This window comes from Blastococcus sp. SYSU DS0828 (assembly GCF_054050975.1).
In genome coordinates, this window is record NZ_JBJHAK010000015.1 from 1 (window position 1) to 18,603 (window position 18,603).

At 74.8% G+C, this 18,603-nt stretch carries 17 protein-coding genes; 7 read left to right on the forward strand and 10 right to left on the reverse strand.

All coding sequences use genetic code 11. The annotated features are described in order from the left end of the window. Window positions 1–117 precede the first annotated feature (117 nt). Entirely contained in the window at window positions 118–3,072 is a 2,955-nt protein-coding gene (locus tag ACI79Q_RS12975; RefSeq protein ID WP_456589958.1) for a UPF0182 family membrane protein, read from the reverse strand. A 163-nt stretch (window positions 3,073–3,235) separates the two neighbouring features. After that, the gene (locus ACI79Q_RS12980) at window positions 3,236–4,258 is read right to left on the reverse strand and encodes a YlbL family protein (RefSeq protein ID WP_456597127.1); all 1,023 of its coding nucleotides are present in this window, start codon (window positions 4,256–4,258) and stop codon (window positions 3,236–3,238) included. Window positions 4,259–4,436: 178 nt separating this feature from the next. Between ACI79Q_RS12980 and ACI79Q_RS12985 the strand changes: the two genes are divergently transcribed. Then, window positions 4,437–5,870: a zinc-dependent metalloprotease gene (locus ACI79Q_RS12985; protein WP_456589873.1), complete on the forward strand. Its 1,434-nt coding sequence runs from the start codon at window positions 4,437–4,439 to the stop codon at window positions 5,868–5,870. A 5-nt stretch (window positions 5,871–5,875) separates the two neighbouring features. On the opposite strand, the gene ACI79Q_RS12990 is transcribed toward ACI79Q_RS12985, so the two are convergent. After that, window positions 5,876–6,466, reverse strand: coding sequence for a M48 metallopeptidase family protein (locus ACI79Q_RS12990; protein WP_456589874.1), 591 nt, complete (start codon window positions 6,464–6,466; stop codon window positions 5,876–5,878). Window positions 6,467–6,903: 437 nt separating this feature from the next. On the opposite strand from ACI79Q_RS12990, the gene ACI79Q_RS12995 reads away from it, so the two are divergent. From ACI79Q_RS12995 to ACI79Q_RS13005, 3 genes are all read left to right on the forward strand, one after another. After that, window positions 6,904–7,029 carry a DUF5679 domain-containing protein gene (locus tag ACI79Q_RS12995; protein ID WP_456613777.1) on the forward strand — a complete coding sequence of 42 codons (126 nt, stop codon included), beginning with the start codon at window positions 6,904–6,906 and terminating at the stop codon, window positions 7,027–7,029. A 171-nt stretch (window positions 7,030–7,200) separates the two neighbouring features. Beyond that, complete coding sequence (locus ACI79Q_RS13000) at window positions 7,201–8,379, forward strand: ThiF family adenylyltransferase (RefSeq protein ID WP_456614810.1); 1,179 nt, start codon at window positions 7,201–7,203, stop codon at window positions 8,377–8,379. Further along, complete coding sequence (locus ACI79Q_RS13005; protein ID WP_456613778.1) at window positions 8,376–9,698, forward strand: ABC1 kinase family protein; 1,323 nt, start codon at window positions 8,376–8,378, stop codon at window positions 9,696–9,698. The genes ACI79Q_RS13000 and ACI79Q_RS13005 overlap by 4 nt, the downstream gene beginning before the upstream one ends. A gap of 303 nt (window positions 9,699–10,001) precedes the next feature. Here ACI79Q_RS13005 and ACI79Q_RS13010 read toward each other — a convergent pair whose 3' ends face one another. The 4 genes from ACI79Q_RS13010 to ACI79Q_RS13025 all read right to left on the reverse strand — a co-directional run bounded on the left by ACI79Q_RS13010 (window position 10,002) and on the right by ACI79Q_RS13025 (window position 13,221). Next, window positions 10,002–10,166 (reverse strand): hypothetical protein, encoded by a 165-nt coding sequence (locus ACI79Q_RS13010; RefSeq protein WP_456589877.1) that lies wholly within the window; start codon window positions 10,164–10,166, stop codon window positions 10,002–10,004. 80 nt (window positions 10,167–10,246) lie between these two features. After that, window positions 10,247–10,462 (reverse strand): WhiB family transcriptional regulator, encoded by a 216-nt coding sequence (locus tag ACI79Q_RS13015; protein WP_456589878.1) that lies wholly within the window; start codon window positions 10,460–10,462, stop codon window positions 10,247–10,249. Window positions 10,463–10,731: 269 nt separating this feature from the next. Further along, entirely contained in the window at window positions 10,732–11,031 is a 300-nt protein-coding gene (locus tag ACI79Q_RS13020) for a hypothetical protein (protein ID WP_456614811.1), read from the reverse strand. 195 nt (window positions 11,032–11,226) lie between these two features. Continuing rightward, window positions 11,227–13,221: an ATP-dependent helicase gene (locus ACI79Q_RS13025; protein ID WP_456589880.1), complete on the reverse strand. Its 1,995-nt coding sequence runs from the start codon at window positions 13,219–13,221 to the stop codon at window positions 11,227–11,229. A 189-nt stretch (window positions 13,222–13,410) separates the two neighbouring features. On the opposite strand from ACI79Q_RS13025, the gene ACI79Q_RS13030 reads away from it, so the two are divergent. The 3 genes from ACI79Q_RS13030 (at window position 13,411) to ACI79Q_RS13040 (ending at window position 14,987) form a co-directional block, all read left to right on the forward strand. Continuing rightward, window positions 13,411–13,677, forward strand: a complete 267-nt coding sequence (locus ACI79Q_RS13030) for a mycoredoxin (protein WP_456589881.1) — start codon at window positions 13,411–13,413, stop codon at window positions 13,675–13,677. Between the two features lie 144 nt (window positions 13,678–13,821). Beyond that, entirely contained in the window at window positions 13,822–14,337 is a 516-nt protein-coding gene (locus ACI79Q_RS13035; RefSeq protein ID WP_456614812.1) for an ANTAR domain-containing protein, read from the forward strand. Between the two features lie 95 nt (window positions 14,338–14,432). Beyond that, entirely contained in the window at window positions 14,433–14,987 is a 555-nt protein-coding gene (locus tag ACI79Q_RS13040; protein ID WP_456614813.1) for a uridine kinase, read from the forward strand. On the opposite strand, the gene nudC is transcribed toward ACI79Q_RS13040, so the two are convergent. Genes nudC through ACI79Q_RS13055 form a run of 3 tightly spaced genes read right to left on the reverse strand, consistent with a single transcriptional unit; the run spans window position 14,984 to window position 18,539 of the window. Beyond that, a complete protein-coding gene (gene nudC, locus ACI79Q_RS13045) occupies window positions 14,984–15,871 on the reverse strand; it encodes an NAD(+) diphosphatase (protein WP_456589884.1) in 888 nt (295 codons plus the stop codon). The genes ACI79Q_RS13040 and nudC overlap by 4 nt on opposite strands. After that, window positions 15,868–17,232 (reverse strand): M16 family metallopeptidase, encoded by a 1,365-nt coding sequence (locus tag ACI79Q_RS13050; protein WP_456614814.1) that lies wholly within the window; start codon window positions 17,230–17,232, stop codon window positions 15,868–15,870. The genes nudC and ACI79Q_RS13050 overlap by 4 nt, the downstream gene beginning before the upstream one ends. Next, on the reverse strand, window positions 17,229–18,539 hold the full coding sequence (locus ACI79Q_RS13055; RefSeq protein WP_456589886.1) for a M16 family metallopeptidase: 1,311 nt from the start codon (window positions 18,537–18,539) through the stop codon (window positions 17,229–17,231). The genes ACI79Q_RS13050 and ACI79Q_RS13055 overlap by 4 nt, the downstream gene beginning before the upstream one ends. Window positions 18,540–18,603 lie beyond the last annotated feature (64 nt).

Here is an 18,603-nt window from a genome sequence, read left to right on the forward strand (position 1 = left end):
TGACTAACGTGGTGATCTCGAAGGCGAGCCTCAGGACGATCTCGACCCACGCCGCGCCGGGGGCGGGGGGGGCGCCCCCCCCCCCCCCCCCCCCCCCCCCCCCCCGCGGGCCAGCGGTCACCCGCCTCCGGTCGCCGCCTGCTGGGCCTGCTGGTAGGCCGTCACGGCCTCCTGCAGGTCGGCCAGCGCCTGCCCCTGGGCGGCGAAGTCACCGGACCGCTGGGCGGTGGCCAACGCCTCGAGCGCGGCGTTGATGTCCTGGACGGCCTGCTCCATGTCCGGCGTGGCCGGCAGACCGTCCGTGCCGTCCGGCGGGATCGGCACGTCGGTGGGATCGGCCGGCTGCTCCACGCCGGGGTTGTCCTCCCCCTGCTCCGCCTCGGTCGGCACCCCGTCGGCGTCGGACGCGACCACCCCTGCGCCGTCGCCGAACACCTGGTCCAGCGCCTCGGAAAGGGTGTTGGCGTAGCCGATGCGGTCACCGAAGTTGACCAGCACCCGCTGCAGCAGCGGGAAGCCGCCCTCCCCGGTGCTCTCCACGTAGAGCGGCTCCACGTAGAGCAACCCGGCGTCACCGATCGGCAGCGTCAGCAGGTTGCCGAACACGGCAGCGGAGTTCTGGCTGTCGAACAGCGTGAGGTCGGGCCGCACCTGGTTGTTCGTGATGAACGCGTTCTGCACCTGCCCGGGACCCCGGAACGGAGTGTTGCCGGGTAGCTGCAGCACCTGGAGTGCGCCGTAGGTCTCCGGCGCACTCGACGCCGAGACGAACGCCGACAGGTTCTCCCGTTGGAAGGCGTTCAGCGCACTGGTCAGCTGGAACGTCGCCTCGTCGTCACCTGGTCGCTGGGCCAGGATGTAGTACGGCGGCTGGTTCTCCTCGATGTTCCGCGTCGGGTCGTCGGGGATCTGCCACCGGTCGCTGCCCTCGTAGAAGGCGATCGGGTCATCGACGTGGTAGCGGGTCAGGATGTCCCGCTGCACCTTGAACAGGTCCTCCGGGTACCGGACGTGGCTGATCAGTTCGTCGCTCATCTCGCTCCTCGGCTCGACCACGCCGGGGAACGCCTTCATGAAGGTCTGGAGGACCGGGTCCTCCTCCTCCCAGGCGTACAGCGTCACCGTGCCGTCGTAGGCGTCGACGGTGGCCTTCACCGAGTTGCGGATGTAGTTCACCGTCTCGTTCGGCAGCGCGGTCGTCCCGGTGCCGGTGAGCGCGTCCGCCACCGCCTCGCCGAGCTGCATCTGCTCGGAGTAGGGATAGGAGTCCGACGTCGTGTAGGCGTCGAGGATCCAGGTCACCCGGCCGTCGATCACCGCGGGGTACGGGTCGCCGTCGACCTCCAGGAAGGGCGCCGCCTTCTCCACGCGTTCGCGCGGGTCCCGGACGTAGAGGACCTTCGACTCCTCGTTCACCGCGCTGGAGAGCAGGAAGTTGCGCTCGCGGTAGTAGATCGCGTACGTCAGCTGCCGGAAGAAGCTGCCGACCGAGACACCGCCCTCGCCGTCGTAGGTGTTGTTGATCTGCCGATCCTCGGATCCGCCCTCCGGCAGGTCGAACTCCCGCGGCGCGCTGCCCTCCGGAGCCCCGACCACCGAGTAGTCCTGGATCAGCTCGCCGTAGTAGATCCGGCTCTGCTCGACCGGGATGTTCCCCCGGGTCGGCAGGTCGCCGGTGGTGAAGTTCGGCTCGCCGCCCTCGGAGCCGGCCACGACCTCGTTCGCCGGAGCGGCGACGAAGCCGTGCCCATGGGTGTAGACGGTGTGCCGGTTGATCCAGGTGCTCTGGTTCTCCGACAGCCCGGCGCTGTCCAGCTCGCGCACCGCCACGACGTAGTCCCCGGTCTCGCCGTCGATGGTGTAGCGGTCGATGTCGAGCTTCTCGGGGAAGCCGTACACGTTCCGGATCTGCTGGCGGGCCGTGAACGTGTCGGTCAGGACGTTCGGGTCGAGCAGCCGGGCGTTCGGGATGGTCTCGGTGTCGTTCCGCAGCTCGGCCAGCGCGACGTCGGGGTCCACCTCGTTGCCGGTGGTCTCCTGCGCGTACTGGACGTAGTCGATGTCGTCGAGACCGTAGGCCTCCCGGGTCGACTGGATGGCCCGCTCGATGTAGTCGGCTTCCTTCTCGTTGGCGCTCGGGTTGACGACGAACTGCTGGACGATCGCCGGGTAGGCCACGCCGATGACCAGGCTGGAGACCAGGAGCAGCACGAGGGCCGCGGCCGGCAGCAGGAAGTTGCGGACGACGATGTTGGCGAAGAACGCCAGGGCACACACGGCCGCCACGAAGACCAGGATCGTCTTGGGCGTCAGCAGCGCGTTGACGTCGGTGTAGCTGGCACCGGTGAAGACGCCACCGCGGTTGGAGTAGACCAGCCCGTAGCGGTCCAGCCAGTAGGCGACGGCCTTGAGGGCGAGGAAGAAGCCCAGCAGCACCGACAGCTGCACCCGCGCCGCGGCGGTCAGCTTCTGCCCGGGCGTCTGCAGCCGCAGCCCGCCGAACACGTACTGCGTCAGCAGCGAGCCGATGAGCGCCAGGATGACGATCGCGAACCCGAAACCGAGCAGCAGCCGGTAGAAGGGGTAGTCGAAGACGAAGAACGACAGGTCGATGCCGAACTGGGGATCGGTCCGGCCGAAGTCGGTGCTGTTGCGGAACGACAGCCACGTCTCCCAGCTGCTCTGCGCGGTGAACCCCGCGAACAGGCCGAGGACGACGGCGATGCCGGTCAGCACGAGGCCGCGCCGCGGCTCCAGCGACTGGCGGTAGCGCTCCAGGTTCTGCTGCTCGAGCGACATCGGCCGGAAGGTGGGCCGGAACCGGTAGGCCAGGTACACGGCCAGCGCGGTGAGCCCGCCGGTCGCCACGCCGGCGACGGCGAACAGCAGCACGCGTGACTGCAGCTCGGTCCAGAAGACCTCGGTGTACCCGGTCTCGTCGAACCACAGGTAGTCGACGTAGACGTTGGTGAGGGTGCCGACGGCGGTGAACAGCACCAGCAGCACGGCGATGGCACCGATGACCAGCTTCGCGCGCCGGGACAGCGTCGGCACCGGCACGGGGGGCCGCATGGCCACGAGCGGTCTCCTTCACTTGCAGGCGTGGTCTCTCGGCCACGCGACGATCGACCGTGGGGTCGGGTGGTGCGGCGCCGGGCGGACCCGGCCCCCAGGACAACGCACCGGACGGCGCGGGGTTCCCGGTGGGGGCGCGTCGGCGCCGTGTGAGCTCGGGTCAGCAGCTCTCCGGTGTCCGGCCGGCGCGCACGTCGGCAAGGGCCGCCAGCGCGTCGTCGAGGGTGGCGACCCGGGCCAGTGGGACGCCGGTGTCGGGAGCGGCCAGCGCCTCGGCGCAGTTGTCGGCGGGGACCAGGAACAGCTCGGCGCCGATGTCGCGGGCGGACACCATCTTCAGCGGGACACCGCCGATCGGTCCCACGTTCCCCGCCAGGTCGATCGTCCCGGTGCCGGCTATGACCGCGCCGCCGGTCAGATCCTCCTCGCCCACCAGGTCCAGGATGCCGAGGGTGAGCATGAGCCCGGCCGACGGGCCGCCGACATCGGCCACCTGGATGTCCACGTCGAACGGCGCGGACGGCTGGTCGAGCACGCTGACGCCCAGCCGCGAGCCCTCCCGCTCCTCGGCCGCCTGGGTGGTGACCGTCGCGGTACCCGGCTCGCCCAGCCGCGTGTAGCCGACCGTGACCGGCGTCCCGGGCGGGATGCCGGCGAGGACGTCGGTCAGGACCTCCGAGTCGGGCACCGGCTGCCCGTCGACCGACTCGATCGCGTCGCCCTCCTCGAGCAGCCCCTGCGACGGCGAGCCCTCGGGGACCTCCCGCACGACCACCTTCTGCGGGTAGCCGAGCTCGCCCAGGGCGACGCTCTCGGCCGCCTGCTCCGAGGTGAGGAAGGCCTGGCGGTTGACCTGCCGGGTCTCCTCCTCGGTGCGGTCGGGCGGGTAGACGGACTCCTCGGGGACGACGCTGACCTCGTCGTCGAACCAGCCGCGCACGGCCTGCACGAGGCTCAGCCCGCCACGGCTGACCCCGACGGTGGTGAGGGTGAGGTCGCCCTCGACCTCGTTGCGCTCCCTGCCCTCCACGGCGATGATCGGCTCGCCGTCGACCTCCCCGAGCGTGTCGAACGTCGGGCCGGGGACCTGTGCCACGTAGGGCACCGGCACGCTCGTGCCGAGCACGCCGAACAGCAGCAGGAGAACGGCGCCGACACTGAGGACGGCGATCCGACGGGTCACGACCGGCGAGCTTAGGGCCCCGTCGCCGGGGCGCGTCGCGAGCCCGCGGCAGCGGGGCCGGTGGGAGCCCTCCGGCCGTCCCCCACCGCGCGCCGGCGGGGCGCCCGCGCGACCTGGTGCGCTCCTGGCGAACGCGATCCCGCCCCACGGCCGAAGATCACGCGTCTACCGTGGACGCATGAGCGACCACCCGTTCGGCTTCGGCCTGCCCGACCGCGACCCCGAGCGCCGGGAGCCCGGCAAGGGCGGTGACCAGGGCGGCGACCCGTTCGGCCTCGGCGCCCTCTTCGGCGGCATGGCCGGCGGCGGGTCGCCCGAGGACGTGCTCGGCAAGATGCCGCTGTTCGCCGAGCTGCAGAAGCTCATGAACTGGTCGGGGGGCCCGGTCAACTGGGACCTGGCCCGGCAAGGGGCGATCAGCCAGCTGGCGGCCGGGCACCAGCCGTCGTCGGAGCAGGAGCGCTCCGCGACCGCCGAGGCGCTCCGGCTGGCCGACCTGTGGCTCGACCAGGTGACCGAGCTGCCGTCGGGGATCGAGCGCACCGCCGCGTGGTCGCGGGTGGAGTGGGTCGAGCAGACCCAGCCGGCGTGGGCTGCGCTCATCGATCCGCTGGCCGAGCGCGTGGTGGCGGCGATGACCAGCGCGTTGCCGCAGGAGGCGGCCATGTCCTTCGGGCCGGTCGCCGGGATCATGGGCCGCATGGGCGGGCTGATGTTCGGCGCCCAGGTGGGGCAGGCCCTCGGCACGCTCGCCGGCGAGGTGCTCACCAGCACCGACGTCGGGCTGCCGCTGGCGCCGGCCGGCACCGGCGTGCTCGTGCCGCAGAACCTGGCCACGTTCGCCGAGGGGCTCGACCGCCCGGCCGACGAGGTCCGGCTCTTCGTGGCGCTGCGCGAGGCGGCCTCCCAGCGGCTGTTCGCCCACGTCCCCTGGCTGCGCCAGCAGCTCCAGGACGCCGTGCACGCCTACGCCCGCGGCATCACCATCGACCGCGAGGCGATCGAGCGGGGCATCAACGAGGCGATGTCCGGCGGCATGGGCGCGGGGCTGGACCCCAGCGACCCGGAGAGCATCCAGCGCCTCCTCGGCAGCGGCGTGCTCGAGCCCGAGGAGACGCCCGAGCAGCAGATGGCGCTGCGCCGTCTCGAGACGCTCCTGGCCCTGGTCGAGGGCTGGGTGGACACCGTGGTCGCCGCCGCGGCGGGCGACCGGCTGCCCGGGCACGACGCTCTCGCCGAGACGATGCGCCGCCGACGGGCCTCCGGTGGGCCGGCGGAGCAGACCTTCGCCACCCTGGTCGGGCTGCAGCTGCGTCCCCGCCGGCTGCGCGACGCGGCCACGGTCTGGGGCGCCATGGGGCAGCAGCACGGCAGCGCGGAGCGGGACCGGCTGTGGTCGCACCCGGACCTCCTGCCGACCTCGGAGGACCTGGACGAGCCGCTGGACTTCGTCGCCCGTCAGGGCCTCGACGACGAGCTCGCCGCGCTGACCGCCGACGACGCGGAGCGGGCTCCGGACCGCGCGTCCGACGCCGAAGGGAGCTCCGACACCGAGAGGGGCTCCGACCCCGAGGAGGGCGAGGACCGGCGCGAGCCGGGCGGCCAGGGGTAGCCGGCTCAGCCGTCGACGTCGAGCGGCGGCTCGGCTCCCGCCGCGCCTGCGGTAGCCGCCAGCTCGACGCCCTCCAGGAAGCCGCGGGCGCGCTCCGCGCGGGGGTACCGGGCGACGAGCGCCCAGAAGCGCTCGTCGTGACCCGGCTCGAGCAGGTGCACCAGCTCGTGCACCAGCACGTAGTCGACGACGTACTCCGGCATGGAGCGCAACCGGCTCGACAGGCGGATGGTGCGGTCGGCCGGGGTGCAGGACCCCCAGCGCCGGTGCTGGTTGTCCACCCAGCGCACGCTCGCCGGTTCGGCGAGGCCGTCGAGGTGCGCCGCCGACAGCGCCCGCGCCCGCGCCAGGAGCTCGGCGTCACCACCGAGGGAGCGCTTGCGGCGCTCCTCGCGCGTGCGGAGCTTGGCGACCATCTGGGCGACCCAGCGCTGCTCCTCGGCCGGGCTGAAGGCCGCCGGGATGAGCACCACGGTCCGGCCCATCTCCCGGTAGGCGGTCACCGTGCGCCGCCGACGGCTGCTGCGCCGGACCTCCACGACGTCGCCGTCCCCCGGTCCAGGCAGGGCGCTCGCGTCAGGGGGCGTTCGGGGCACGGGAAGACCGTAGGACACCGCCTCGGCGTGGCGCCTGCGCGGAGACACCCGCTCGGGTGCAGGTCGCACGGACGGTGGACATCGCCGCCGCTCCAGCCGGTGACCACGGTGGCCGGACGCGGGCGTCCACACCCGTACGGGGACGTCTGTGCTGGTCGGCGGGGCGGCGGGGGTCACCGCGGGCGATCCGTCCCCGGCCCCTCCCTCGGTTCCGCACAGGGACACGCCATGCCGTCCCCATGGCATCCACAGCGTCGTCCACAGCTGTGGGGAAGGGAGGGCCCCCGACCGCCGGGGAACTCGCCGCCGGGCGGCCGCCGACGGGGATGGCGACCACCGGGCACGGGTAGCGTGCTCGCCCAACGGTGCCCGGCGTGCGAGCCGCGGCACCCCGGAGACGAGGAGATCCCGTGGCGGAGAGCTACAACGGCTATTGCGTGAAGTGCAAGGAGAAGCGCGACTTCGACGGTGAGGTCAAGGTCAGCGAGTCCGGCCGCCGGATGGCGCAGGGCACCTGCCCCGTCTGCGGCACCAAGATGAACCGGATCCTCGGCAAGGCCTAGAAGGACCACCCTCCTCCCCGCACCTCTCAGGCTCGGCGCGGGCCCCTGGAGGGTGGCCGTTCCAGGCAGTTGCGGTCGGCGGCGTTCCGGGAAGGGGCGCCGCCGTCGTCGTCCTTTCCGGCCCTGTGGACGACGAGCGCGCCGCCGCCGCGCAGCTGCCACCCTGCCGGGGTGAGCGACAACGCCCATCCCCTCCTCCCGGCGGCGACGCCGCTGCTCGTCGGTGACGACGAGGGCGTCCAGATCGGCGGGGTCGACTCCACCGACGGGCTGCTCCTCCACCCGGCCGCGGGGCTCGCTCCGCTGCTCCGCGCGCTCGACGGGCGTCGATCGCGGCGGGTCGTCCGGGCCGAGGCCGCCCGCGCGGGCCTGGCGCCCGGCCTCGTGGACGCAGCCCTCGACGCGCTCACCTCGGCGGGCCTGGTGCGGCAGCTGGACCCGGCCGATCTGCTCGCGATCGGTCCCGGTCCGGCCGCCGCCGCCCGCGCGGCGGTCGAGCTGCCGGCGGCCGGCTCCACCCCGGGAACGGCCGGCTGGCGGACCAGGCGGCGAGCCACCGTGGTGGTCGAGGGTGCGACACGTGTGGGCACCCCGCTGGCCGCTGTCCTGGCCGCGAGCGGGATCGGCCGCGTCGTGGTGCGGGACGCGGGCGTGGTCACCGCCGCAGACGCGATGGTCGGCGGCCTGACCGCCGCCGACGAGGGGCGACCCCGCGCCGTCGCGGCGGCGGACGCCGTCCGCCGGGCCAGCCCGCAGACCGATCTCGGGCCCCTCCCGGCGGGGCTGCGGCCCGACGTCGTCGTCCTCACCCGCCCCTGGGACGCATCGGACCCCCTGGTCCCCGCCGTGCCGGGACCGCACCTGGTGGCCACGGTGCGCGGTGAGACGGGCGTCGTCGGGCCGCTGGTGATCCCGGGTGCCACCAGCTGCCTGCGCTGCGGCGACCTCCACCGGCGCGACGCCGATCCGCGCTGGCCCCGGTTGGCGGCCCAGCTGACCGCCGCGGAGCCGCCCGCCAGCGGGGACACGCTCACCTGCCTGCTGACCGCGCTGCTGGCGGCCGGTCAGGTGCTCGCCTGCGTCGACGGACGCGGTGCACCGGTCACCCTGGACGCCACCGTGGAGCTGCGCCCACCCGACCTGCTGCCCCGCCTGCGCCGATGGCCGCCGCACCCGTCCTGCGGCTGCGGCGCGGCGGCGGGCGGGGAGACCGACTCCACGGACGGCGAGGGACGCCCTCCCGGCGGGATCCCGGTTCGTCGGGCGACAATGGCCGCTGAGCGAGCTCACGGGCTCACCGGACACGACACGGCGCCGCTCCGACCAGACGCCGGCGAGGAGGACGTGTGAGTGACGAGCGACCGGCCATGCCCCGGGGGTCGGTCGCGCGGACCGCGCGCCTGGCCTCCCTCCCCCTGGGCGCCGCGGGCCGCGCGACCATGGGCCTGGGCAGGCGTCTGTCGGGGCAGTCCGCGGACACGGTGAACGCCGAGCTGCAGCAGCGCACCGCCGAGCAGCTGTTCGCGGTGCTGGGGCAGCTCAAGGGCGGCGCCATGAAGCTGGGCCAGACCCTGTCGGTGTTCGAGGCGGCGGTGCCCGAGGAGATGGCCGCGCCGTACCGCGAGGCCCTCACCAAGCTGCAGGAGGAGGCGCCGCCGATGCCCGTGCGGACCGTGCACGCGGTCCTCGCGCAGCAGCTGGGCGGCTCGTGGCGCCAGCGCTTCGCCGACTTCGACGACGCCCCGGCCGCGGCGGCGAGCATCGGCCAGGTGCACCGGGCGACGTGGCGGGACGGCCGCGACGTGGCGGTGAAGATCCAGTACCCGGGCGCGGCGACGGCGCTGATGAGCGACCTGAACCAGCTGGCCCGGTTCGCCCGGCTGTTCGCCGCCGTCTTCCCCGGGCTGGACGTGAAGCCGCTGATCGCCGAGCTGAAGGCGCGCGTGGTGGAAGAGCTGGACTACGGCCTGGAGGCCGACGCGCAGCGGGCGTTCGCCGCCGCCTACGCCGGGGACGCCGACATCGCGGTCCCGCGGGTGGTGGCCAGCGCACCCAAGGTCATCGTCTCCGAGTGGCTCGAGGGCACGCCGCTGTCCCGGGTCATCACCTCGGGGAACCGTGAGGAGCGGGACCGCGCCGGCCGGCTGCTGGCGACGCTGCACTTCTCCGCGCCGCAGCGCGCCGGGCTGCTGCACGCCGACCCGCACCCGGGCAACTTCCGGCTCGTGCCCGACGGCCGCCTCGGGGTCATCGACTTCGGGGCCATCGCCCGGCTCCCCGACGGCCACCCCGAGCCGATCGGGCGGCTGCTGCGCTGGGCCCTGGCCGGCCGTGCGGCGGAGGTGCTGGCCGATCTGCGCGCGGAGGGCTTCGTGCGGCCGGGGGTGCACGTCGACCCCGAGGCGGTGCTCGACTACCTGCTCCCCCTCCTGGAGCCCATCGCCGGGCGGCACTTCCACTTCACCCGCGCCTGGATGCAGGAGCAGGCCACGCGGATCGCCGATCCGCGGACGGAGGCCAACCGGCTGGGCAGGCAGTTGAACCTGCCACCGGCGTACCTGCTGATCCACCGGGTCTCGATCGGATCGATCGGGGTGCTCTGCCAGCTGGATGCCGCGGCCGACTGGCGGGCCGTCCTCGAGGAGTGGCTCCCCGGCTTCGCCGACTGAGACCCCCGACCGACGCGGGGGGACGGTTTCCGGACCGCACCGCCGGCCCCACGGCGCCGGGACGGCTCGTGGTGGCGGTGCGGTCCGGAGGACCGCCGGCGCCGTCCCGAGGCTCACCCCGAGCGTGCGAGGGGTGAGGAGGACGGCAGCCCCGTCCCGAGGCTCACCCCGAGCGTGCGAGGGGTGAGCAGGACGGCGGCCCCGTCCCGAGGCTCACCCCGAGCGTGCGAGGGGTGAGCAGGACGGCGGCCCCGTCCCGAGGCTCACCCCGAGCGTGCGAGGGGTGAGGAGGACGGGGTCCTTCTAGTAGACGGCGGCGCTGGCGCGGGCGGCCCGGCGGACCGCGCGCTCGGCGCGACGGGCGGCCCGCCGTGCCAGGTAGAGACGACGGGCGCGCGAGACGGCCATCGCCTCGGCCTGCAGCTCGGTCATGCGGCTGCAGGCCATCTCGTGCTCGAGCATGTACATGGCTGATTCCTCTGATCGGCTCCCCCACGGGAGCACGGAACTGCTGGTGGTGTGGTTACCGGACCCGGATGACCGCGGGCTCACGCCGCGACGACCTTCCGGGGTCGGCCACGTGGCCGCTTGCGGGCGATCACGGCGCCCCGGTCGAAGATCTCGCCGCCCCAGACGCCCCACGGCTCGGCGCGCGAGAGCGCGCCGGCCAGGCACGCCTCCCGGACCGGGCAGTCGCCGCAGAAGCTCTTGGCGAGCTCCAGCTGTGCCGGGCTCTCGGCGAACCACAGCTCGGGGTCCTCCACCCGGCACGGCAGGGGGCGCCGGACCGGGGCGGGGGGCAGGGACGGACGGGGTCGCCGCGGGACGGGGCCTCCGGTCCGGGAGAGCCCGGGCCGGCGGTGGGACGTCGGGCGGTCGATCGTCTGCTGCACTGCCGCTCCTCCTCGTACTCGTCGGGTACGGCCGGCGGGGGCCCGCCGACCGAAGTCGGGGCCGGGCGCCGCGGAGGAAAGAAAAAGGCCGCGGATCCCGGGGTTCGGGTTCCGCGGCCTCGAGGAGGTCCGGTGAGCGGCTAGCTCAGCGGTCTCCCGGGGGAACGGATCCCGAGGGTGGTGCCGTCGTTCGTGGGCAGGTAGGTGGGCGCGAAGGGGCGCTCGACAGCGCGGAGCGACTTCGGGCGCCGGTCGAGGGCGGCGGCCGCGAACGGCGTGCCGACGGCCCACTCGCCGCCGACGCAGCCGGCGGAGGACAGACCGGTGCCCTCGTGCTGAGCGGCGGGACCAGCCATGACCAGGCCCCCCGTACGCGTGTCGATGCCGCCCAGGCCGAGGAGGTCGGCGGAGGCAGCGGTGATCGAAGTGATGATGGTCATCGGGATGCCCCCTCCTTCCTCTCTCCGCGCCCGGCCGGTCGGCCGGGCGCGCTACGGGGCGCAGCTCGTGTGGAACGGGACACTATGACCGCCCGGATTCCGGGTCAATCGAATTAACGACGATCCCTCCGGACGGTGTCCCCACCGGTCTCGGAACCGCCTGCCGTCGCCCTCGGCGACCGCTCCCTCACCGCCTCAGCCGGTGACGGTGGCCAGCACGTCCTCGCCGTAGAGCTCCAGCTTCCGGGCGCCGATCCCGGGCAACCCGGACAGCTCGCGGAGGCTGGCCGGCCGGCTCTCCGCAATGGCCTGCAGGGTGGCGTCGGAGAAGACGACGTAGGCCGGCACCGAGGCTGACTGGGCCGCCTGGCTGCGCCAGGCGCGCAGCCGCTCGAACAGCTCCCCGGCCTCGCCCTCCAGGACCACCTTGGGGCGCTTGGCGGGGCGCCGGGCCGGGGGCGCGGTCGGCCCGGAGCCCGGCGCCAGCCCCTCGAGGAACCGGCTCCGCGGCCGGGAGCGCCGGCCGCCCGGGTTGCGGGCCAGCGACCAGGACAGGGTCAGCTGCTCGCGGGCGCGGGTGACCGCCACGTACAGCAGCCGGCGCTCCTCCTCCACCGCCACCGGACGGCTCAGCGACTGGGCGATCGGCAGCACGCCGTCGACCAGTCCGACGACGAAGACGACGTCCCACTCCAGGCCCTTGGCGGCGTGCATCGAGGCGAGGGTGACGCCCTGGACGGTCGGTGCGTGCTGGGCGTCGGCCCGCTCGGCGAGGTGGGTGACGAAGCCGGCGAGGTCGAGCGAGGGGTTCTCGGCGACCAGGTCGACGGCGAGGTCGACCAGCGCGGCGAGGGACTGCCAGCGGTCGCGCGCCGCGCCCCCGGCCGGCGGGCGGTGCTCCACCCAGCCGGTGGAGGCCAGCACGTCGCGGACGGCGGGCACGAGCATGCCCGGCTCGTTGCCCCCGGCGGCCGCCCCGCGCAGCAGCAGCACCGCCTCCCGGACCTCGGGCCGCTCGAAGAAGCGCTCCCCGCCCTTGAGGACGTAGGGCACGCCCGCGTCGGCGAGCGCGGACTCGTACACCTGGGACTGCGCGTTGATCCGGAACAGCACGGCGATCTCGGCGGCGGGCGTGCCGTCGTCGATGAGGGCCTTGCAGCGCGCCGCGACCGCCGCCGCCTCGGCCGGCTCGTCGGGGTGCTCGACGAACGTCGGCTCCGGGCCCTGCGGCCGCTGGCCGAGCAGGCGAAGCCCGGGCAGGCCCTTGCGCGGAGGCGCCTGGCCGATCAGCCGGTTGGCCAGCCCGACGACCTGCGGGGTCGACCGGTAGTCGCGCTCGAGCTTGACCACGGCCGCGTCGGGATACCGGTCGGCGAAGCCGAGCAGGTAGTCGGGGTCGGCGCCGGTGAAGGAGTAGATGGTCTGGTTCGGGTCGCCGACCACGCAGATCTCGGCCCGCCCTCCGAGCCAGGCGTCGAGCAGCCGCTGCTGCAGCGGGTTGACGTCCTGGTACTCGTCGACGACGAAGTGCCGGTACTGGCCCCGGACCTGGCGGGCGACGTCCGGGTGCTCCTCGAGCGCGTAGGCGGTGACCAGCAGCAGGTCCTCGAAGTCGAGGGCGCCGTCGCGCTGCTTGGCCTGCTCATAGCTGGCGTAGACGGCGGCGACGGCGGCGGGCTCGAACGGAGCCTCGCGGCCGGCCGCCTGCGCGCGGGCCGGGTAGTCCTCCGGCGTCGCCAGCGTGGTCTTGGCCCACTCGATCTCGCTCGCGAGGTCCCGCAGGCTCGTCCGGTCGGTGGTGAGCCGGTTGCGCGTAGCGGCGGAGGCCACCACCCGCAGCTTGTTCTCGATCAGCCCGGGCATCGGGCCGCCGAGCACCCGGGGGGCGAAGTACCTCAGCTGCCGCATCGCCGCGGCGTGGAAGGTGCGCGCCTGCACCCCGCCCACGTCGAGGGCGGCCAGGCGGGCGCGCAGCTCACCCGCCGCCCGCGCGGTGAAGGTGACCGCGAGCACCTGCTCGGGGACGTAGGTGCCGGTGTGCACGCCGTAGGCGATCCGGTGGGTGATCGTGCGCGTCTTCCCGGTGCCGGCACCGGCGAGGATGCAGACCGGCCCCGACACCGCCTGCGCCGCCGCACGCTGCTCGTCGTCGAGGCCGTCGAGCACGGCCTCCGCGTCCGCGTGCGCCATCGCCGGCGTCCCTCCCCGTTCCTCACCCGACTCGTACCCGGGAGCCGACGGCCCCCGGCGACGATCCTCCCAGCCGGCAGCGACGGACGGCGGGAAGGATCCCCAGGAGCACCACGTTGGGACCCACGCACCACCGCCACCCCGCCACGGGGCTGGACCGACCCGGCACGAACAGGGAGACTCCCCGCGATGACCACGACCCCCGGCGCTGCCGTCACGATGTACACCACCACGTGGTGCGGCTACTGCGTGCGGTTGAAGAAGCTGATGCAGCGCGAGGGCATCGAGTTCGCCGAGGTGGACATCGAGACCGATCCCCAGGCGGCGGACCTGGTCATGCAGGCCAACGGCGGCAACCGGACGGTGCCCACGCTGGTCTTCTCCGACGGCACCGCGTTGACCAACCCGAGCATCGACGCGGTGAAGGCCCAGCTCGGACAGCTACCGGAGGCGTGAGCACCCGTGGTCCCCGGCCCCAGGCCCTCCGACGAACTCGACGGGCACGTGTCCCCCGATGCGCCGCCCCGCCCCGAGGTCTCGGCCGTCCCTGGGGCCGGTGACCGGCCGCGGGTCGCCCTGACCAGGTCGGGGCGCGGGTGGGTGGTCGTCCCGCTCGACGGCGATCCGGTCGGCGGTGACCCCGTCGACGACCTCGTCGAGGGGATGACCCTGGCCGACCTGGTGGCCGACGAGATGGGCGGTCTGCCCGAGCCCGACCGCTCCGCCCGGCGCTCGGCCCGCGGCCCGGTGACGCCACTCGGTGACGCCGACCCGGTCGACGTGCGGATCGCTGCCCTGCAGCGCACCGTCGCCCAGCTCGAGCACGCGCTCGCCGCCCGGGTGTCCACGGAGCGGGCGATCGGGGTGCTGGCCGAACGGCAGGGCGCCAGCCCGCGGACGGTGTTCGAGGGGCTGCGCCGGGAGGCGCGCACGCAGGGCCGTCCCGTGGTCGAGCTCGCCCGCGAGGTCCTCGCGAGCCTGGCGCCCGATGCCGTCGCCCCCGCCGGTGGACCGGGAGGCACCGCGTCGTCCGCGCCTGCGCCGGTGCCCCCGCCGCCGCCGCGCGTCGAGCCGGTGCGGCCCGACGCCGTGACCACTGCGGACGGCCGCTCCTGACCCGACCGGAGCCGCTGTCCCCCGGCGCCCTCGCCGACCGCCTGGCCGAGCTGCTGGCGGAGCTCCCCGCCGAGCCGGGCGCCACCGCGCTGCGCGTGGCCGTCGACGGCCCCGAGCTGGCGGAGCCGGAGGACCTGGCGCGCTCGATCGCCGATCGCCTGCCGACGCTGAGCCGGGCCGCCGTCGTCGTCCCCGCCACCGGGTTCTACCGGCCGGCGTCGCTGCGGCTGGAGCACGGGCGCACCGATCCCGACGCCCGCTACACCGACTGGCTGGACGCCGGCGCGCTCGCCCGCGAGGTGCTGGGTCCGGTCGGGCCGGGGGGCTCCGGGGAGTACCTGCCGGTCCTGTGGGACCTGGAGCGCGACCGGGCCGCCCGGGCGCCGCGCCGTCCGGCACCCGCCGGCGGCGTGCTGCTGGTGGCGGGCGCCCTGCTGCAGGGGGTCGGCCTGGCCTTCGACGTCGTGGTGCACCTGCGGGTGACGCCCGCCGCGCGGCGACGCAGGACCCCGTCGGAGGCGGCCTGGGCGCTCCCGGCCTTCGACCGCTACGACGACGAGGTCGATCCCGTGGCGCTGGCCGACGCCGTGGTGCTGGCCGACCACGCCGACCGCCCCGCGCTCGTGCTCGGCGGTCGCTGGGGTGCCTAGAGCTCGCCGCGCAGCCAACGGTCGAGGATGTGCCGGGCGATGGAGATCGACGGCGGCACCGCCAGCTGCCCGCCGGGCGCCCGGAGCTCGTCGCGGGTGAACCAGCGGGCCTCCTCGATCTCGTGCGGATCGAGCCTGAGGTCCTGGTCGCCGTCGGCGCGGGCCACGAACCCGAGCATGAGCGACTGCGGGAACGGCCAGGGCTGGCTGGCGACGTAGCGGACGTCGCTGACGCGGAGCCCGACCTCCTCCTCGACCTCGCGGGCGACGGCCGCCTCGGCGGACTCCCCCGGCTCGACGAAGCCGGCGAGGATGGAGAACCGGCCCGGCGGCCAGGTCGCCTGCCGGCCGAGCACCACGCGGTCGCCGCCGTCGTGGACGAGCATGATCACCGCGGGGTCGACCCGCGGGAAGAACTCGGTCCCGGTGGTGGGGTCGCGCTGCGTCCAGCCGGCCCGCTCGACCGTCGTCGGGGCGCCGGTGAGCGGGCTGAACCGGTGCCGTTCGTGCCACTCCAGGATGCCGACGGCCTCCGCCAGCAGGCCGGCGTCCAGGTCGCCGAGCTCCGCACCGACGTCGCGCAGCCCGGCCCAGCGGTCGACCGGCCGGCCGTTGACGGTCAGCGCCCGTTCCCCGCGCACCGCCGCGTACGGGACGCCGTCGGCCTCGCCGAGGAAGACCGCGCCCGCCGGCAGCTCCGGCCGCTCGTCCCAGACCAGGCGGGGGCCGTCGGGGCCTTCGGCCACCGGCACCGTCCGGGCGGCGTCGACGGTGAGCACCCGCACCGGCCGGCCGCCGGTGGGGTCGGGCAGCACCCGGGCGAGGTGCGCCCGGTCGTGCGCGACCCGGGACAGCAGGGGGCCGTCGCCGCCGCCGGCGGTCACGCCTGCTCGCCGCCCCCGGTGACGGTGACCGGCGCCAGGGCGCCCAGCTCGGCGGCCACGCGGTCCGCGTCGCCCACGACGACGGCGGTGAGCGCCTCGGGCGCCAGGTAGCGCGCGGCCGCGGCCTGCACCTGCTCCACGGTGACCTCGGTGAGGTCGCGCTGGTGGGTGCTCAGCCAGTCCGCCGGCAGCCCCACGCCGAGCAGCGCCGACAGCGTGCTGGCCAGGCCGGCGTGGGTGGAAGTGGACAGCGCCATGCTGCCGAGGACGTAGCGGCGGGCGGCGTCCAGCTCCGCCTCGGTCACCGGGGTCAGCGCCATCCGCCCGAGCTCGTAGAGCGTCTCGAGCAGGGCCGGCCCGGTCACCTCGGTGGCCACGTCGGCCTCGACCAGGAACGACGACGCCGCGCGCTGGTGGTCGATGGCGCTGCGCGGGCTGTAGCTGTAACCGCGCCGCTCGCGGATGTTCTCCACCAGCCGGGAGGAGAAGTACCCGCCGTAGACCATCGCCGCCAGCCGTGCCGCCGGGAGGTCGGGGTCGGTCCGGCTGGGGGCCGGGCCGCCCAGCCGCAGGTTCGACTGCACCGCGCCGGACCGGTGCACGAGCTGGATGCCGTGCGCCGGCTGCTCGGCGACCGGCGGGGTCTCCACCGCCTTGCCGCTGCCGGTCCACGCCTCGAGCGCCGCGGCGGCGGTGTCGGTCGCGGCCGCGGGGTCCAGGTCGCCGACGAGGACGAGGGTGCTGCCCGCGGGCAGGACCCGCTCGCGGTGCAGCCGCCGCAGCGCCGGAGCGCGGACGGCGGAGACCAGCTCGGCGTCGGGCAGCTGGATGGCGTACGGGTGGCTGCCGTACCGGCGGGCGGCCAGCGCCGAGCGGGCGATCATGCCCGGCTGCGTGCGGGCGATCGCGATCCGCTCGGCCAGCCGGTCCCGCTCGCCGTCCACCCGGCCGGCCGGGTAGCTGGCGCCGGTGAGCAGCTCGGCGAGCAGCTCGAGGACGGGGCCGAGACCGCCGGGCAGCAGGGTGGTGCCGAAGATGAGCCGGTCGGCGTCGGTGCTCACCGACAGCTCGGCGCCGTGGCTCTGCAGCAGCTGGGCGACCTCGGCCTGGTCGTGCCGCTGCGTCCCGAGCAGCACCGCCCCGGAGAGGACGGCGCCGCGCGCCGCGTGCACGCCGGCGTTGCGGGTGTTGGGCGCGGCGAACGGCACCCGCAGCCGGAGCTCGACCAGGGGCACCCCGGGGCGCGGGACCACGACGACCCGGAGCCCGTTGGGCAGCGTGGTCTCCTCGGCCACCGGCGCCGGCTGCGGGCGCGGCTCGCCCAGCGGCGGGATCAGCGAGACCTGCTCGGGTGCGGTCATCGGGTACCTCCAGCAGGTCGCAGCTCCAGCACCGCGGCGGTGCCCGGATCGAGCCCGCGGGCGGCTCCCTGCACCGCCTCGGGGGTCACCGCCGCGAGGCGGGCGGCGAGCTCGCCGGCGAGCTCCGCGCGCCCGTGGACGAGCTCGGCCGCGGCGAAGGCGAGGGTGCGCCCGAGCACCGAGTCGGCCTGCTGGAGCAGCTGCGCCTCGATGCGGGCCTGCACCCGGCGCAGCTCGTCCGCGTCGACGCCCTCGTCGGCGATGCGCGCCACCTCCTCGTGCACGGCGGCCATCACGCGCTCGGCCGGCACGGCGGCCGGGTGGTGCACCTGCGTGGTGAGCAGGGTCGCGTCGCGGACGTCGAAGGGGTCGCCGAACAGGCCCACGTAGCTGCTCTGCGCGATGGCGATCCGGTCGTCGTGGACCAGCCGGCGCTCCAGCCGGGAGGCGTCGCCCTCGCTGAGCACCTCGGCCAGCAGCACGCTGCCCAGGTAGGTGTCGAAGTCACCGACCGGGTCGGGCACCCGCCAGCCCAGGGCGAGCGCGGGCGCCGGCGCCAGGGGGTCCTCGATCACCGCGGAGCGCACCGTCGTGGGGGACGGCTCCCCGGTGGCCGGCAAGGGCGGGACGTGCCGGCCGGGGATGGGGCCGAACCAGCGGCGGACCAGCTCCTCGGTCGCGGCGACGTCGAGGTCGCCGCCGATGCACAGCACGGCGTTGCCCGGCGCGTAGTACTTCTCGAAGAAGTCGGTGGCGTCGGCGACCGTGGAGGACTCCAGGTCGACGAAGGAGCCATAGCCGTCATGGGTGTTGGCGAAGGTCTCGAAGGCGACCTGCGGCAGCTGCAGCCACGGGAAGGCGCCGTAGGGGCGGTTGAGCACGTTGACCCGGATCTCCTCCTTCACCACGTCGATCTGGTTCCGGAGGTTCTCCTCGGTGATCGCCGGCGCCGCCATGCGGTCGGCCTCGAGGAAGAGGGCGCGCTCGAGCGCCTCGGCGGGCAGCGCCTGGAAGTAGTTCGTGTAGTCCTGGTGGGTGGACCCGTTGAACGTGCCACCGGCGGCCTGCACCAGCCGCGCGTGCTCCATCTTCGCGACGTTGGCCGACCCCTGGAACATCATGTGCTCGAAGAGGTGGGCGAAGCCGGTGCGCCCCTCGGGTTCGTTGCGCATCCCGACGTCGTAGTAGACGCTCACCGCCACCACCGGCACGCTGCGGTCGGGGGCGAGGACCACCCGCAGGCCGTTGTCCAGCGTGAACCGTTCGATCGGGTGCCGCAGGGTCAGTTCGGTACCAGCCGCAGTCACGCGCCCGACCCTACGACGACGTCACCCTCCGGGTGACACCGCGGCCAGTTGCCGTCCCCATCCC

Bases quoted from the DNA above. Each gene is read 5' to 3' on its own strand.
- ACI79Q_RS12975 (WP_456589958.1), bottom strand. From the start codon at position 3,072: ATGCGGCCCCCCGTGCCGGTGCCGACGCTGTCCCGGCGCGCGAAGCTG.
- ACI79Q_RS12985 (WP_456589873.1), top strand. From the start codon at position 4,437: ATGAGCGACCACCCGTTCGGCTTCGGCCTGCCCGACCGCGACCCCGAG.
- ACI79Q_RS13010 (WP_456589877.1), bottom strand. From the start codon at position 10,166: ATGTACATGCTCGAGCACGAGATGGCCTGCAGCCGCATGACCGAGCTG.
- ACI79Q_RS13020 (WP_456614811.1), bottom strand. From the start codon at position 11,031: ATGACCATCATCACTTCGATCACCGCTGCCTCCGCCGACCTCCTCGGC.
- ACI79Q_RS13025 (WP_456589880.1), bottom strand. From the start codon at position 13,221: ATGGCGCACGCGGACGCGGAGGCCGTGCTCGACGGCCTCGACGACGAG.
- ACI79Q_RS13030 (WP_456589881.1), top strand. From the start codon at position 13,411: ATGACCACGACCCCCGGCGCTGCCGTCACGATGTACACCACCACGTGG.
- ACI79Q_RS13050 (WP_456614814.1), bottom strand. From the start codon at position 17,232: ATGACCGCACCCGAGCAGGTCTCGCTGATCCCGCCGCTGGGCGAGCCG.